The 14,534-nt window shown below is 30.7% G+C and carries 16 protein-coding genes and 1 riboswitch; of the genes, 1 reads left to right on the top strand and 15 read right to left on the bottom strand.

The annotated features are described in order from the left end of the window. Positions 1-257 precede the first annotated feature (257 nt). Entirely contained in the window at positions 258-1,088 is an 831-nt protein-coding gene (locus KA828_RS04850) for a lipoate--protein ligase family protein (RefSeq protein ID WP_053029488.1), read from the bottom strand. 150 nt (positions 1,089-1,238) lie between these two features. On the opposite strand from KA828_RS04850, the gene KA828_RS04845 reads away from it, so the two are divergent. Next, positions 1,239-1,625, top strand: coding sequence for a rhodanese-like domain-containing protein (locus KA828_RS04845; protein WP_011275678.1), 387 nt, complete (start codon positions 1,239-1,241; stop codon positions 1,623-1,625). A gap of 194 nt (positions 1,626-1,819) precedes the next feature. Here KA828_RS04845 and gcvPB read toward each other — a convergent pair whose 3' ends face one another. The 14 genes from gcvPB to KA828_RS04775 form a co-directional block, all read right to left on the bottom strand. Then, positions 1,820-3,298: an aminomethyl-transferring glycine dehydrogenase subunit GcvPB gene (gcvPB, locus tag KA828_RS04840; RefSeq protein WP_053029489.1), complete on the bottom strand. Its 1,479-nt coding sequence runs from the start codon at positions 3,296-3,298 to the stop codon at positions 1,820-1,822. Then, on the bottom strand, positions 3,285-4,637 hold the full coding sequence (gene gcvPA, locus KA828_RS04835) for an aminomethyl-transferring glycine dehydrogenase subunit GcvPA (RefSeq protein ID WP_075108731.1): 1,353 nt from the start codon (positions 4,635-4,637) through the stop codon (positions 3,285-3,287). The genes gcvPB and gcvPA overlap by 14 nt, the downstream gene beginning before the upstream one ends. A gap of 16 nt (positions 4,638-4,653) precedes the next feature. Next, on the bottom strand, positions 4,654-5,745 hold the full coding sequence (gene gcvT, locus KA828_RS04830; RefSeq protein WP_075108730.1) for a glycine cleavage system aminomethyltransferase GcvT: 1,092 nt from the start codon (positions 5,743-5,745) through the stop codon (positions 4,654-4,656). A 76-nt stretch (positions 5,746-5,821) separates the two neighbouring features. Beyond that, positions 5,822-5,937, bottom strand: a riboswitch (glycine riboswitch). After that, the gene (locus tag KA828_RS04825) at positions 5,934-6,407 is read right to left on the bottom strand and encodes a shikimate kinase (protein ID WP_210125580.1); all 474 of its coding nucleotides are present in this window, start codon (positions 6,405-6,407) and stop codon (positions 5,934-5,936) included. (Overlaps the previous riboswitch by 4 nt.) An 893-nt stretch (positions 6,408-7,300) precedes the next feature. Then, positions 7,301-7,753, bottom strand: coding sequence for a competence type IV pilus minor pilin ComGD (gene comGD, locus KA828_RS04820; RefSeq protein WP_348634771.1), 453 nt, complete (start codon positions 7,751-7,753; stop codon positions 7,301-7,303). Beyond that, entirely contained in the window at positions 7,734-8,054 is a 321-nt protein-coding gene (comGC, locus tag KA828_RS04815; protein WP_053029494.1) for a competence type IV pilus major pilin ComGC, read from the bottom strand. Before comGC ends, comGD begins: the two co-directional genes overlap by 20 nt. Positions 8,055-8,067: 13 nt before the next feature. After that, entirely contained in the window at positions 8,068-9,132 is a 1,065-nt protein-coding gene (comGB, locus tag KA828_RS04810; protein ID WP_070854969.1) for a competence type IV pilus assembly protein ComGB, read from the bottom strand. Continuing rightward, positions 9,104-10,078 carry a competence type IV pilus ATPase ComGA gene (gene comGA / locus KA828_RS04805; RefSeq protein ID WP_193839293.1) on the bottom strand — a complete coding sequence of 325 codons (975 nt, stop codon included), beginning with the start codon at positions 10,076-10,078 and terminating at the stop codon, positions 9,104-9,106. The genes comGB and comGA overlap by 29 nt, the downstream gene beginning before the upstream one ends. A 51-nt stretch (positions 10,079-10,129) precedes the next feature. Next, complete coding sequence (locus KA828_RS04800) at positions 10,130-10,756, bottom strand: MBL fold metallo-hydrolase (RefSeq protein ID WP_075108724.1); 627 nt, start codon at positions 10,754-10,756, stop codon at positions 10,130-10,132. 1 nt (position 10,757) lies between these two features. Continuing rightward, positions 10,758-11,081, bottom strand: coding sequence for an MTH1187 family thiamine-binding protein (locus tag KA828_RS04795; RefSeq protein ID WP_193839291.1), 324 nt, complete (start codon positions 11,079-11,081; stop codon positions 10,758-10,760). Then, on the bottom strand, positions 11,081-12,067 hold the full coding sequence (locus KA828_RS04790; protein ID WP_053029499.1) for an ROK family glucokinase: 987 nt from the start codon (positions 12,065-12,067) through the stop codon (positions 11,081-11,083). Before KA828_RS04790 ends, KA828_RS04795 begins: the two co-directional genes overlap by 1 nt. Beyond that, positions 12,064-12,267 carry a YqgQ family protein gene (locus KA828_RS04785; RefSeq protein WP_053029500.1) on the bottom strand — a complete coding sequence of 68 codons (204 nt, stop codon included), beginning with the start codon at positions 12,265-12,267 and terminating at the stop codon, positions 12,064-12,066. Before KA828_RS04785 ends, KA828_RS04790 begins: the two co-directional genes overlap by 4 nt. Then, the gene (locus KA828_RS04780) at positions 12,251-13,708 is read right to left on the bottom strand and encodes a rhomboid family protein (RefSeq protein ID WP_210125551.1); all 1,458 of its coding nucleotides are present in this window, start codon (positions 13,706-13,708) and stop codon (positions 12,251-12,253) included. The genes KA828_RS04785 and KA828_RS04780 overlap by 17 nt, the downstream gene beginning before the upstream one ends. Before the next feature lie 18 nt (positions 13,709-13,726). Further along, a complete protein-coding gene (locus tag KA828_RS04775) occupies positions 13,727-14,263 on the bottom strand; it encodes a 5-formyltetrahydrofolate cyclo-ligase (protein ID WP_193839289.1) in 537 nt (178 codons plus the stop codon). Positions 14,264-14,534: the final 271 nt, after the last annotated feature.

Genomic DNA, 14,534 nt, shown 5'->3' with positions numbered 1-14,534 from the left:
ATTTCTTAGTGAAATTCTCTTTGTTTGGGCCTCGCCCGCAAGGATGACTAGAACTGAGAAAAGCTTGATTAAAGCGCCTTCTCAGTTCAGTCAGCTACTGCGAATTTGCAATATAGCCTCATTATATTATTTATGTCCCGGACTCTATAAATATATATTGGCAGTAGTTGACTGAAATAAAAGTGCACCCTATAAAGTCAGAATTTAATTCCAATTTTTAGAGTGCACATCAATTTAAAAACACATTTACTGTCTTTTTATTTTTTATATAACCATTCATCAGAACGATATTTTTCTTCTAATTCTTTTACTTCTTCCATTTGCTTATCAGATAAAATAAGTGGTTTAAATTCAATATTTAATCCTTTTTTAAAGCCTTCTTCAAATGCTTTTTCCATTTCCTCAATTGTTATATGTCTATCAGCAATATCGTTGATTGCCACTGCTTTATCTACAAATGCTTTTTTCATTTTATCTTTAAGACGATCATTTTTAAAAGTGAACATGTCGAAAAGTTCATCAACATCAACATCTTGTAATAAAGAACCATGCTGTAAAATGACGCCTTTTTGTCTAGTTTGAGCACTTCCTGCAATTTTTCTACCCTCAACAACTAATTCATACCAACTTGGCGCGTCAAAACATACGGCACTTCTTGGTTGTTTTAATTTTTCTCGTTCTTCTTTTGAACGTGGAATCGCAAAATATGCTTCAAATCCTAGTAATTTAAATCCTTCAAGTAACCCTTCAGAAATAACACGATACGCTTCAGTTACAGTAGAAGGCATATTAGGATGTTCTTCTGACACAATAACACTATATGTTAATTCTTTATCATGAAGTACACCTCTACCACCCGTTTGTCTTCGAACTAACCCGAATCCTTTTTCTTTTACTTTATCAATGTCGATTTCTTTTTTTAATCTTTGAAAATATCCCACTGATAATGTTGCGGGATTCCAAGTGTAAAATCTAACAACAGGATCGATTTCCCCTCTTGATACAAAGTTTAAAAGCGCTTCATCCATTGCCATATTATAATATGGATCGTGACTTCCTGTATTTATAAAATTCCATGTCTCTGTCATAAAACAAACTCCAATCACAATATATAATTAACTAAAGAAAATATTAAATTTTACATATAAAACTTTGATAAAAATAGCTAATAAAAAATTTTGATAAATTTAGCTAACAGTCTTATAATTATAATATCGGTTAATTAGGGAGGATGCAATATGAATGTATCTTTGATTATAGCTTTAGCTATTATAGTCATTATTATTTTATATATGCTTGGAAATTGGTTTATGAATAAACGAGCAGTAACTGAACTTGAGCAAAATGAATTTCATAAAGGTTTAAGAAAAGCTCAAGTGATTGATGTTCGTGAAAAAGTAGACTATGATTACGGCCATATAAACGGCGCTCGTAACATTCCAATATCAATGTTTAGTCAAAGATATCAAGGTTTACGTAAAGATCAACCAATTTATCTTTGTGATGCAAATGGTGTTGCAGGTTATCGTGCAGCCCGTATTCTAAAAAAGAATGGCTATAAAGATATTTATATGTTAAAAGGCGGATACAAAAAATGGACTGGTAAGATTAAAACAAAAAAATAATCTTATGTCTGTTATGAACTCTTAAAGATAAAATCTTTAAGAGTTTTTTTACGCCTTTAATGCAACACATCTATGCGTATTATAACAATATCTCTTAAATTGTGTTAACAATACGTATAATTTCAAAGTACAAATCTATGTATATAAATAGTCCCTATAACCATTTATAAGGTTACAGGGACAAGAAATGAATATTATTCTTTTTCTTCGTGAAGGTTTTCAAATTTCAATACAGGCTTACGTGCAGCAGTAGTTTCATCTAATCTATCAATGATTGTACTGTGTGGTGCTTCTAAGACTGTATCAGGTTCATTTTTAGCTTCTTCAGCAATTTGGATCATTGAATCAATAAAGTAATCTAATGTTTCTTTAGATTCTGTCTCAGTTGGTTCAATCATCATACCTTCCTCTACATTTAGTGGGAAGTAAATTGTTGGTGGATGTACGCCGAAGTCTAATAAACGTTTAGCCATATCTAAAGTACGAACACCATGTTCTTTTTGTTTTGATCCACTTAATACGAATTCATGTTTACAATATTGTTCATATGGAATTTCGTAGTGGTCTTTTAAGCTAGCTTTAATATAGTTAGCATTTAGAACTGCTGCTTCAGAAACCTCTCTTAAACCTTCTGCACCCATTGTTCTAATATATGTGTATGCTCTTAAATAGATACCAAAGTTACCATAGAATGGTTTAACTCTTCCGATAGAGTTTTTAATATCATTATCATATTTAAATGTATCTCCATCTTTGATTACCATTGGTTTTGGTAAATAACTAGCTAATTCTTTTTTTACACCAACTGGTCCTGAACCAGGGCCACCGCCACCGTGAGGGCCAGTGAATGTTTTGTGTAAGTTTAAGTGTACTGCGTCAAATCCCATGTCTCCTGGACGTACTTTATCCATGATGGCATTTAAGTTTGCACCATCATAGTATAATAATCCGCCAGCTTCATGCACAATTTCTCGGATTTCCATGATGTTTTTCTCGAAAATACCTAGTGTATTTGGGTTTGTTAACATGATCGCAGCAGTGTTTTCGTTAACAACACGTTTTAAGTCTTCGATATCAACTTCGCCACGTTCATTTGATTTAACAGTAACAGCTTTAAATCCAGCAAATGACGCAGATGCAGGGTTTGTACCGTGTGCTGAGTCAGGAACAATTACTTCATCACGGTGACCTTCACCATTATCTAAATGGTATGCTTTGAAAATCATTAAAGCCGTCCATTCACCATGGGCACCTGCAGCTGGTTGTAATGTCACTTCATCCATACCAGTAATTTCTTTAAGTTCTTCTTGTAAACTGTATACAACTTCTAAAGAACCTTGAACTTGATCTTCTTCTTGTAATGGATGTGATTCAGCAAATCCAGGAATACGAGCTACTTTCTCGTTGATTTTTGGATTATATTTCATAGTACATGATCCTAATGGATAGAAACCTGAATCAACACCGAAGTTTTTATTAGATAATTCAGTATAGTGACGTACTAAATCTAATTCAGCAACTTCAGGGAATTCCGCTTTGTTTTTACGGATAAATTTATCGTCAAGAATACTCTCAACTGAATCTGTTTTAATATCGCTTTGAGGTAATGAGTATGCATATCTACCTGCTCTTGATCTTTCAAAAATTAATGGACTTGATTTACTTACTACCATTTAGCTCACCAGCTTTCTTAACAAATGTATCAATTTCATCTTTAGTTCTTAATTCAGTAACAGCAATTAGCATATGGTTTTCGAAGTCTGTTGAAGCTTCTCCTAAGTCAAAGCCTCCAATGAAACCTTCCTCAGCTAGCTTTTTATTTATATCTTTGATTGGTTGGTCGAATTTAACAACAAATTCATTGAATGAAGTACCATCAAGAACTTCAAAACCGTTGTCTTTAAATTGTTTTTTAGCATAATTTGCGTGTTCTAAGTTTTGAACTGCAATATCATAAATACCTTGTTTACCAAGTGCTGACATAGCAATTGATGATGCAAGTGCGTTTAAGGCTTGGTTAGAACAAATATTTGAAGTAGCTTTATCACGACGGATATGTTGTTCACGAGCTTGTAAAGTAAGAACAAATCCGCGGTTACCTTCATCATCTTGAGTTTGTCCTACTAATCTACCAGGAACTTTACGCATTAATTTCTTAGTTGTAGCAAAGTAACCACAATGAGGTCCACCAAATTGTGTTGGGATACCAAATGGTTGTGTGTCTCCGACTACGATATCTGCTCCGAATGAACCTGGAGGTGTTAATAATCCTAAAGCTAATGGATTAGCATAAACGATAAATAATGCTTTTTTACCTTCGATAAATGATTGGATTTTTTCTAAATCTTCAATTGAACCATAGAAGTTTGGATATTGAACTGCAACAGCTGCAGTTTCATCATCTACTGCTTGTTCTAATTTTTCTAAGTCTGTAATTGTACCATCTAAGTCAACTTCTACAATTTCAAATTCTTCTCTAACTTTAACGTAAGTTTTTAGTACTTGAAGTGCTTGATAATGAAGTCCTTTAGAAACTACGATTTTATTTTTCTTAGTGTGATTAAATGCTAAGATACAAGCCTCAGCAAAACTTGTGATGCCGTCATACATAGATGAGTTTGCTACATCCATATCTGTTAATTCACAAATTAATGTTTGGAATTCAAAAATAGCTTGTAACTCACCTTGAGATATTTCAGGTTGATATGGCGTATAAGCTGTATAGAATTCTGAACGAGAAATCATAGCATCTACAACTGCTGGAGCATAGTGATCATACACACCTGCACCTAAGAAAGACGTATGAGTTTCTTTAGTTACGTTTTTATTAGCAATTGTATTCAATCTTCTTAAAAGTGAAGTTTCAGCTTCACCACTAGCAATATTTAAGTCTCTATTTAATAAGATATCCTCTGGCACATCTCCAAATAATTCATTAATTGAACTAGCACCAATTTTATCTAACATTTCTTTTTTATCTTTTTCTGTTAATGGTATATAACGATGACTCACAATACACACCCCTTAATTATTTTTCAATTTGGTTTTTCTTAACAATTTTAGCTTTGAGTTGTCTTTTACGTACTTGAACTAATAGTTCACGACCCATTTCAAACTCATCTCGCTTAATGATTGCCATTGCGATAGATTTACCTGAAGATGGTGCTTGTGTACCTGAAGTAACTTCACCAATTTCATTACCGTCAAGGTCTAATACTGGATAGCCAGTTCTAGCAATACCTTTATCAAGTAATTCTAAACCAACAGTTCTACGTTCTGAACCATTTTCTTTTTGGTCTTTTAATACTGATTTACCAATGAAATCTTCTTCGATTAATGGTTTAGCAGCAAAGGCAATTCCGCCTTCATAAGGTGTAATAGATTCAGTTAAATCTTGACCATGTAAAGGTAAGCCAGCTTCTAATCTTAAAGTATCTCGTGCACCAAGACCACATGGTACTACTTTATGTTCAATAAAGCCGTTCCAAATATCTACAGTATCTTTAGCATCACAGTAGATTTCGAACCCGTCTTCACCTGTATAACCAGATTGAGATAAAATAACATTTTTTCCAAATAGAGTAACATTTTGTTGGAAATCAAATGGTTTCATTTCACTTACATCAATATCGACTAATTCACTAACTAAATCTCTTGCTTTAGGTCCTTGAACTGCTAATTGACCAAATTGATCAGAAACATTTGACACTTCAACATCAAAGTTAGGTGCATGTTTTTCAACCCAAGCAAAGTCTTTATCTGTGTTAGCAGCATTAACGATTAATAAATAATCATTATCGCCAACTTTATATGTTACTAAATCATCAATAATACCACCCTCTTCATTACATAAAGCAGTATATTGAGCTTTAGTGTCAGTTAGGTTATTAGTATCGTTTGAAAGTAAGTATTGGACAAATTTACTAGCATCATTGCCTTTAATAGAGATTTCTCCCATGTGGCTTACATCGAACATACCTATTTCATATCTAACTGCGTTATGTTCTTCTTTGATACTTGTAAATTGAACAGGCATTGCCCATCCACCGAATTCTACAATTTTTGCACCACTATCTACATAATTTTGATACAATGGTGTTTTTTTTAATTCGCTTGTCATTAGAAAACCCCCTATATTTTTTATAAAAAACAGAGTAGCAAATAGCTACCCTGTTTATACACTTAATCCAGGAATGCGTAACAGTATTATCCTTTTGCCTGAGAGTTTAGTAGTTAACTTGCACCTTCGGCGATAAAAATGATGATACTTTAAATTAAGTAAAATATTTTTATTCTCTCTAATACTGATCAACCGCAAGATAGATAATTTATAATATCATTATAAATTTCTTTGATTGTTTTATCACTATTCACTTTCATGAATGCGATTTCATTATATCTTGAAATCCTTGATAAATACAAGTTATTTAACTGTTTTTTAGATTTATCAATTGCATTTGGTCTATGTTTATCGTTCAAAACTCTTTTGAAGATAATATCTATGTCACAATCTAGCCAGAAAATGTATTTATACTGTTTTAAATAATTTAATGATTTAGAGTATTCGATAATACCACCACCAGTAGCAATGACATCATATTTTTGTGTACATTCCGATAAATATTTATACTCTAATTCTCTAAATCCTATTTCTCCGACATCTTTAAAAATGTCAGGTATTGTTTTATTTTCTCTGATTTCAATGTAATTATCTAAATCTATGAAACTCAATTGTTCCTCTAAGGATAAATATTCTCCTATAGTGCTTTTACCTGTACCCATAAAGCCAATAAGTATTATTGGTGAATTTTTCTTATTCAATAGCCTCACCTTTTGTCAAATAGTTGATTAATTTTTTGGTCATAAAAACTACTCATGTTTTGAATTGTCTTCAATTTTAAACTATATTGAGTTGTATAAAAAGTGATGACAGACAAATAAATAATAAAAATTAGCAAAGTGTAAGTGCTCATGAATCCACTAAACTTATATAAAGAGTGTTTTGTCATAATAATTCACCTCATTTCCAATTCTTAAAATTACTTCTATAATTCCTCGTTGCCTAGATATAAAATTCGCGTCTAGTACATTATTTAAGAGCGTGATATTTCCTTTACTATTGCTTTCAAAAATAATCTTATGATTGTGGAACTTAATATAGTCATTTTGATGTTGTCGTTGAATCATAATAGTATGATTGTTTATCAATTTCATAGTAATTGTTTTAGAATTAGTCATTTTATTTAGGTCTACTTGAAAAAAAGAATATTCTGACTGATCAAATTCATAAGCGTTAATTAAATATGTATCGGTTAAACGAATTAAATTTGGCATTACAGTTAAAATGAGGATCGTAATGAATAAAGAAATAAGCATTTCAATAAATGTAAAACCTTTAATTACTAAGTCGGATGCAAACTTTTCTCTTTGCTGAATTATTGTTATTACATATCGTATTTTTGTAAAGTTTAATTTCATATTTCCCTATGTTAATTCCTTTTTTGAGTTCATTATGGCTGTAATATTTATGACTAGTCATGATTGCTTGTTTCATATCTAGCATATCGTATTGGTTTCGCAAATTGACATTGAATTGTTGTAATAGTGTCAAAAAAGTTAAAGTAATGACTGACATCACCATAAAACTAAATAAACTATCAATTAATAGACTTCCTTTAACTTGATAATTTGACAAAACGTATCCTTCCTTTATCTATATGGAAAATTATTCTGTAAAAGTGTGTTTTATATTTTAAAATAATTGATCCAAAATGATTTATTTTCCCTTCATTATTAAATGTGAGTGTTTGTACTTTTGCAACAGAGATTATCTTTGCTCCAAATAAACTTAATGTATACTTTTTTCCGTTCTGTTCTATCACTTTCATTTCTGAAGCATTCTTATTAAGCACTATTGTGATAGATTGATTTTCGGCAATTGCTTTTGATTTAAGATATTCAAATTGAGCAATAATATTATTGATTTTTAATCTACTCTCAAATAAATTTAAATGATTTGTTTTAAAAATATATGGGGAAATGTTTAAGAAAATGATTAAAATAATTAAAGTGAGTAATGTTTCAAGTAGTGTAAATCCAGGCAATTTATTAATTCGCAATTGCCTCACCATTTGATATAGAAATAGTTTCTCCAGAGCGACATTGTTTTTGTCCGTCTTTTATTAAACCTTCTGCAACAAGTTCATTTATGTTAGTTGGGGCACGATTATGCTTTAGAGTATAGGCTTCTATCTGACTATTTACCATTTTTACTTGTGCCTCACAGCCTGTGGACTGTATATGAGCAGTTTGTTTAGCAATATTGGGAATGATTAATATTAATAGAACGCTAATAATGAGCAATACTAATAACATTTCAATAAGTGTAAAGGCTTTTAACTTCTTCATATTTTTAACGGTTCTCTTCATATAAAACTCCTTATTATTTAATATTTTGCATTAATTGAAACATAGGTAGCATTATAACTAAATATAAACTAACAATGAATATACCTAAGAATAGAAAAATAATGGGTTGAATCACTTTAGTATGTTGAACAGATTTTTCCTGAAATCGGTTAATGAGTATAGTTGCATATATTTTTAGTTCAACATCTAATTTGCCACTTTTTTCTCCTTGCTGTATAAATTTAATCAAGTCATCTTGAAAGCAAGGCATCATAGCCAGGCTATTTGCCAAAGAAAGGCCATTATTAGTTTTATCCATTAGAAAATCTCCCAGATAAGTTAAATAGTCATTCTCTTTTTGAGCTAAGTAAGTTGTAACGATGTCCTGTAAACTCACACCGTTCTTATAAAATAAGCTTAAATCATTAGAGAGTTGATACGTTTTAAAAATTTTATAATAATTGTTGATTAATGGTAATGACGATAAAATAAGTACTTTTTTTGAGGTATTCAAGCGAAATAGAATGATGATGAACGATGAAATCGTTATAAGTAAGATGATGAAACTTATAAAGATAATTGTTGGTAAAGAGGTAATCATAGATGTTAAAAATTTTTGATAAAATGATAAATTAACATCCATAGATACGTATAATTGTTCAAATTGAGGGATTACAGTATAATTCAAAACAATAATCATGCACATGAAAACGGTGCATAATAACAATGGATATTGAACAGCTTTAATCACTTTTTGTTTTGCAGATAAGTTAGTTTTCATATATTTTATAGACTCTTCTAAAGCATCTTCTAGAGTTCCATATTTTTGTGAAAAATATACTTGAGTGGTGATTGAATTAGGATAACCTATTAATTGTAAAATATCATAGCATGTTTTACCTGTTTTAATAGATGTCATAATTTTATTATTTAATTCTTTATCTCTGTATTTAAAATATAAATTGATAAACTCAAAACTTTCAAGTAATGTAAACCCACTTTTTAATAAGTTCGTCAGCGTTTCTAGTAAATGTATCATTTGAGCACTAGTTAAATTCTTTGATGGAAAATTAAAAATATTTGTTTGCAGTATCTTCACAAATCGTTCCCTCTTTGGATAATAAATTTAATTGATGTTCTAAATTATTAAAATTATGCGGTAAAGTTTGTTTATGATCAAAAAAATATTCAATTTGATGCCTATCAATCGTTTCACAAATCAGACGTCGTTCGTTCTGTGTTGTTGTAATTAACCTTTGATTTGAAATGATATTGATAGATTGCGTTAATTCTTGTTTTGAAATTCCCATTTCAATTAACCTTAATAGAGCGCCTTTGCAATTAGCAGAATGCATTGTCGATAGAACAAGGTGCCCGCTTAAACTTGCTTGAATTACACATTTAGCTACTTCAGCATCGCGTATTTCCCCTATTAAAATTATATCTGGATCACATCTCAATATTGCTTTGAATGAACTAACATAATCAATTCCTGCTTTTTTATTGATAGATACTTGAGTAATGCCTTTAAGTAATTGTTCTACTGGGTTTTCAATAGTGATGACGTTCAAATTTAGTTCTTTGTAAGCGTGTAGCACCATCTGATACATCAATGTACTTTTACCAGATCCTGTTGGACCAGTGAATAAAATTAAACCTTGCTTCTTATTTACTAAATGCTTAAAATCTTCAAACGCTTTATATTCTTTCTTAGCTTTAAAATATTGAGGAATTATCCTTATTACACAGCTTTCTAGCCCTAATGATAATGGTAAAGTTGAAATTCTTAAATAGTATGTAGATTTAGCTTGATAAGTATATCGACCACTTTGAGCAATTTGTTGTGAAGAAACATCTAAACCAGATCTGAATTTCATAAATACGAGTAATTTCTGGTATACATCTAAGTTAAAGGTTTCATATAGTTCAAGAGAGTCATTAATTCTAAACTTAATATGTACTTCATCTACTGAAGGGATGAAATGTATATCACTCGCATTTTTTGAAATGGCCTTATTTACAATTTCTCTGAATAGTAACTTCAAAAAAACACCTCCTACATATATAAACGTAGGAGGAAAAGAAATTACTTTATTTTATTGTCCATCTAAAAATGGATTTAACTGTTCATCATCCACAGTTGTATACGGACCATGACCAGGGAATAATGGCAAATCACCTTCTAATTCAAATAATTTATCTTTAATTGAATCAACAAGTGTTTCATAATCGCCACGATATAAATCTGTACGTCCAATTCCATTATTGAACAAAGTATCACCAACTACTGCGAATTCCTTAAACACATACGTCAAACTTCCTGGAGAATGACCAGGTGTATGAAGTACATTAAATTCAAAATCAGCAATGTTATGTTTGCCTTCGTCTAATGCTAATGGTTTGGCTTCGCTAGTGATTAAAGGCATACCATACTGTTTGAATTTAGCAGAACCATTTTTTTCAGAATCAGTCAGAAAACTGAATTCTTCTTTATGCATGTATAATGGAACATCATATTTATTAATTACTTCATCTAAAGCTGCAATATGATCAAAGTGCGCATGTGTTAATAAAATTGCTTTTAATGGTTTGTTAATTTGATTTAATTTTTTAAAGATTTTATCTGATTCACCAGCCGGATCAATTAAAATAACACTGTCTTCATTTTCGACAAAGTACGCATTAGTATCTACTAGTCCTAAACTCAAGCTTGAGATTCTCATATTATTCTCCTTGTTTATCGATATGTTTCTGCACAGACTTTAATTTATCGTTCATTTTACGTGTTTTGTCTCGTCTATCGTCTATTCGCAAGTTTGTGCAAACTCTATCTATACCTTTGCTGAATGGTAATTCATGAATTGCTTGTACTACTTCAAACAAGTCTTTTAGATCACCTTCAATAAGTGTATTCATAGGTGTTAATTGATAATCAATTTTACCTTCTTGCTTAAATGATTCAAGCTTCATTTGTATTTCTGCAATATATTTACTAACACTTGGACCTTCAGTTCCAACTGGAATAATAACAACATCGACAATTGCCATTATTTAACACCATCCTTTTCTAGTATATATGTTTTAATAAGTCCTGCTGCACCAGTGATGCCAGCGTCGTTACCTAGTTGTGCTTGTACAATTTCTGTATCCTTCTGAGCAGGAGTAAATGTTAAGTTGTGATACTCTGTTTTAATATTTTCAATTAAAATTAATCCAGCAGTAGACATACCACCACCTAAAACAATATATTTTGGATTACTTGTTGCGCTAATAATACTACATAAGTATGCAATATGATTTGCAACTTTTTCAGTAATAAAAATACAGAATTGGTCTCCTGCTTTAGCCGCATCAAATACAGCTTTAGCTGTCACTTTATTTTCTTTAATTAACGGTAATATTGATGATTTAAATGTTAATTTAGGATAATAAAAATCAATTAAATTAACAACACCCGTAGCTGAGGCAACGGTCTCTATACAACCAGATTTACCACAATTGCAATTAAAGCGTTGGTCAAAATCAGTTCGGATATGACCTATTTCTGCGCCAGAACCATTATGACCATGTACAAGTTCACCGTTTGAGATAATACCTCCACCTAAACCTGTACCTAAAGTGATTGCAACGACGTCATCAGCACCTTGACCTGCACCTTTATGCTTTTCTCCTAAGGCTGCTACGTTAGCATCATTATCTACATAAACTGGACAGTTAACAAATTCACTAAATATTTGACGAACATTAACATTTCCAGGCCAATGTAAATTGACTGCCCCATTAACAATACCTGTTTCGAAATCAACAGGACCAGGCACACCTATCCCGACACCGATCACATCATCGATATTTAATTGATGTGTTGCAAGTGTTTCTATAAATGAATCATAGATATTCTTTAATAAGGTTTTACCCGTATGATCAGACGTATCTGTTTTGATTGACCATTTGTGTAGTTGCTCAAGCTCACCGTCGAATATACCAAGTTTACAAGTTGTCCCACCAATATCAGCTGCTAAAATAATATTTTTCATTTATGCTCATTCCTTCTTTGGTTAATTAGTAAAATACATTTTAGATATTCATCTTTAGATAATAATTCGTAATGATGTAATGATTTGATTTCTTGTAACATCATTTCATACATATCGTTTGGATTTTTAAAATAAATTATAAAACCATAACGTTTCAGAAGTTGTAATACATCATAGAAATTATTAATTTCTCGATTCATTTGTCTTTTCCAACTCTTTTTTTAAATTTTTATAATTATTATTATTAGAATCAATAGCTAGAGCTTTTTTTACATAAGCGAGTGCTTTTTCATTATCATCAAGCGCTCTATTAGCTATTGCCAATTCATAATTTAAAAGACCGGAATTAGGATGATTTTTTAGTCCGCGTTCCCAATCTGCCATTCCTTCTGCTCTTGAACTTGTTGTAGCTGTTATTAATCCTTTTAAATAATAAGTTCGATCATCATCATAACCTTTATCAATCGTATGATTAACGATTGAACTAGCCTCTTTATAATCATAATCTAAGATGGCATCTTCGATTAATTTATCATATATATTTTGTTCTTTAATAGTAAAAATTCTTACTTGTAAAGCTACAAATAAAACAAGTAATATAATTAAGAAAACCCAAAATAAATTTCGATTTGTCCAAAAATAATAGCCAATTAAGGTAATTAAAACGCCACCAATAAATCCGCCTAGATGTGCCATTATATTAATATTAGACATAAATAATGATAAGACTATCAACACTAATAAGGCGATTAACATTTGGCCAATTACCTTTCGAGTAAACGTCTTACTAACAAACATCATCGCGAAAATAGCGCCTATTAGACCAAAAATTGCGCCACTCGCTCCAACTGAAACAGTATGAATATTAAATGATAGGGATATAAAATTACCAAGTAAACCAGAAATAATATATATGCCTAACATTTTCAATGGACCAACGATTGATTCAACAATTTTCCCGAAAATAAATAATGACAACATATTCATTAAAATATGTTCAAAATTAAAATGTAAAAACATGGAGGTAATCAGTCGATACCATTCGCCATGAACGACATTAAAGTGTACTAAACCACCTAAATCTAATAATTTAACGTCTGAAAAATGGTTTAAATAGAGTATCATAATTAACCATATCAATACATTGACTGTGATTAAGCCGTATGTCATTGGGGTGAAACGTAACATATGTTTATCAATTGGATTATTTGATAATACGCGCCTTTTATAATAAGTAGAAAGCTTGTTATCTTTTTTGAATAATAACTTAGTTAATAAGTGATGATGAATCAATTTGTGTAAATCATTGTTATTAGCGATGCGTAGACACTCTATTTTAATTGGACTAGATTCAGCAAATTCATCATACTGAAATGCTTGTTCAGTAAAATAATAGTATTTAATGTTTTTTAGTTTGCAATTAAGCTCATTTTCAAATTGCTTGTAATTATCAATCATTTTCGCTTTATCAAACTGAATTTCTTGGTTAGAGACGATCTCTTTTCTAAATATCGCTAGCGTATTCTTTTTTTTATGTATGAGCCAGACTTCACTATCATTTTTATCAATATTAACAAGGTCAAAGTTATAATATTTAATAAAATAATAGATAGACTTCCAGAAGTATTTTTCTGTATCCATTAATTCCTCCAAATATAATTAAGTATTAAAGATGATTAGTTCGTCAACAGGTTGGTCATGAGACTCAATATCGAACTGTGATAGTTGCAAGTCATAGAGTAAGCTAACAGTACTAGCTTCAGACTGACTTAAAAACCGATCATAATATCCCCCACCATAGCCTATACGATAGCCATCATTTCTAAATGCTACACCAGGAACAACTATCAAATCTAGGTTATCAGTGATTTCAGTATCTTCATTAACATATAATAAGCCTTTTTCATCTTTTTCAAGACTATTAAAAGATAATATTTCTTTAAAATTCATTTCTTTCAACTTATAGTTTGTGTCAGGAACGAAGACATGTTTATTATCAGCTAACATCGATTCGATAATTGGGTATGTATCAACCTCATGAGGCATAGATAAGACAATACCTATTCTATTAGCATTTTTATATAATTGACTATTAATCAATTGATCTTTTAACCAAGTGTCTGCTTGTTGTTTGTGTTCTTTGTTTAATTGTTTCATTCGAGATAATATATCTTTTCTAATCTCTTTTTTACTCATAAAATCCCCACCCTTTTAACACTATATATATTATAACGTTATTAAAAGGTGATGTCATTTAGATGAAATAAAAAAGGAGGTAGACGGCATTCTTATGAATGATTGTCTTGCCTCCTTAAAGTAATAAAAGCTGATAAAAACTCTAAACAAGTTCTTATCAGCTTAGTTAGCTACTACAAATGGTTCTACGCAAACATCTGTTGATAAATAAAAAAATTATTTAATTAAAATAAGATTAATCGACAAGGTGGAAATCAGACTTTTTTAGTCT

The sequence above is a fragment of the Staphylococcus sp. GDY8P85P genome (genome assembly GCF_017892405.1).
GTDB classification, from domain to species: domain Bacteria; phylum Bacillota; class Bacilli; order Staphylococcales; family Staphylococcaceae; genus Staphylococcus; species Staphylococcus borealis.
This window is presented reverse-complemented; position numbering and strand designations above follow the sequence as displayed.

What these genes read in the sequence shown, in the direction of transcription:
- KA828_RS04845 (WP_011275678.1), top strand. Translation starts at nt 1,239, where the DNA reads ATGAATGTATCTTTGATTATAGCTTTAGCTATTATAGTCATTATTATT.
- gcvT (WP_075108730.1), bottom strand. Translation starts at nt 5,745, where the DNA reads ATGACAAGCGAATTAAAAAAAACACCATTGTATCAAAATTATGTAGAT.
- KA828_RS04850 (WP_053029488.1), bottom strand. Translation starts at nt 1,088, where the DNA reads ATGACAGAGACATGGAATTTTATAAATACAGGAAGTCACGATCCATAT.
- KA828_RS04780 (WP_210125551.1), bottom strand. Translation starts at nt 13,708, where the DNA reads ATGGATACAGAAAAATACTTCTGGAAGTCTATCTATTATTTTATTAAA.
- KA828_RS04800 (WP_075108724.1), bottom strand. Translation starts at nt 10,756, where the DNA reads ATGAGAATCTCAAGCTTGAGTTTAGGACTAGTAGATACTAATGCGTAC.
- comGC (WP_053029494.1), bottom strand. Translation starts at nt 8,054, where the DNA reads ATGAAGAGAACCGTTAAAAATATGAAGAAGTTAAAAGCCTTTACACTT.
- gcvPB (WP_053029489.1), bottom strand. Translation starts at nt 3,298, where the DNA reads ATGGTAGTAAGTAAATCAAGTCCATTAATTTTTGAAAGATCAAGAGCA.
- KA828_RS04795 (WP_193839291.1), bottom strand. Translation starts at nt 11,081, where the DNA reads ATGGCAATTGTCGATGTTGTTATTATTCCAGTTGGAACTGAAGGTCCA.
- KA828_RS04785 (WP_053029500.1), bottom strand. Translation starts at nt 12,267, where the DNA reads ATGAATCGAGAAATTAATAATTTCTATGATGTATTACAACTTCTGAAA.
- KA828_RS04790 (WP_053029499.1), bottom strand. Translation starts at nt 12,067, where the DNA reads ATGAAAAATATTATTTTAGCAGCTGATATTGGTGGGACAACTTGTAAA.
- KA828_RS04775 (WP_193839289.1), bottom strand. Translation starts at nt 14,263, where the DNA reads ATGAGTAAAAAAGAGATTAGAAAAGATATATTATCTCGAATGAAACAA.
- KA828_RS04825 (WP_210125580.1), bottom strand. Translation starts at nt 6,407, where the DNA reads ATGGGTACAGGTAAAAGCACTATAGGAGAATATTTATCCTTAGAGGAA.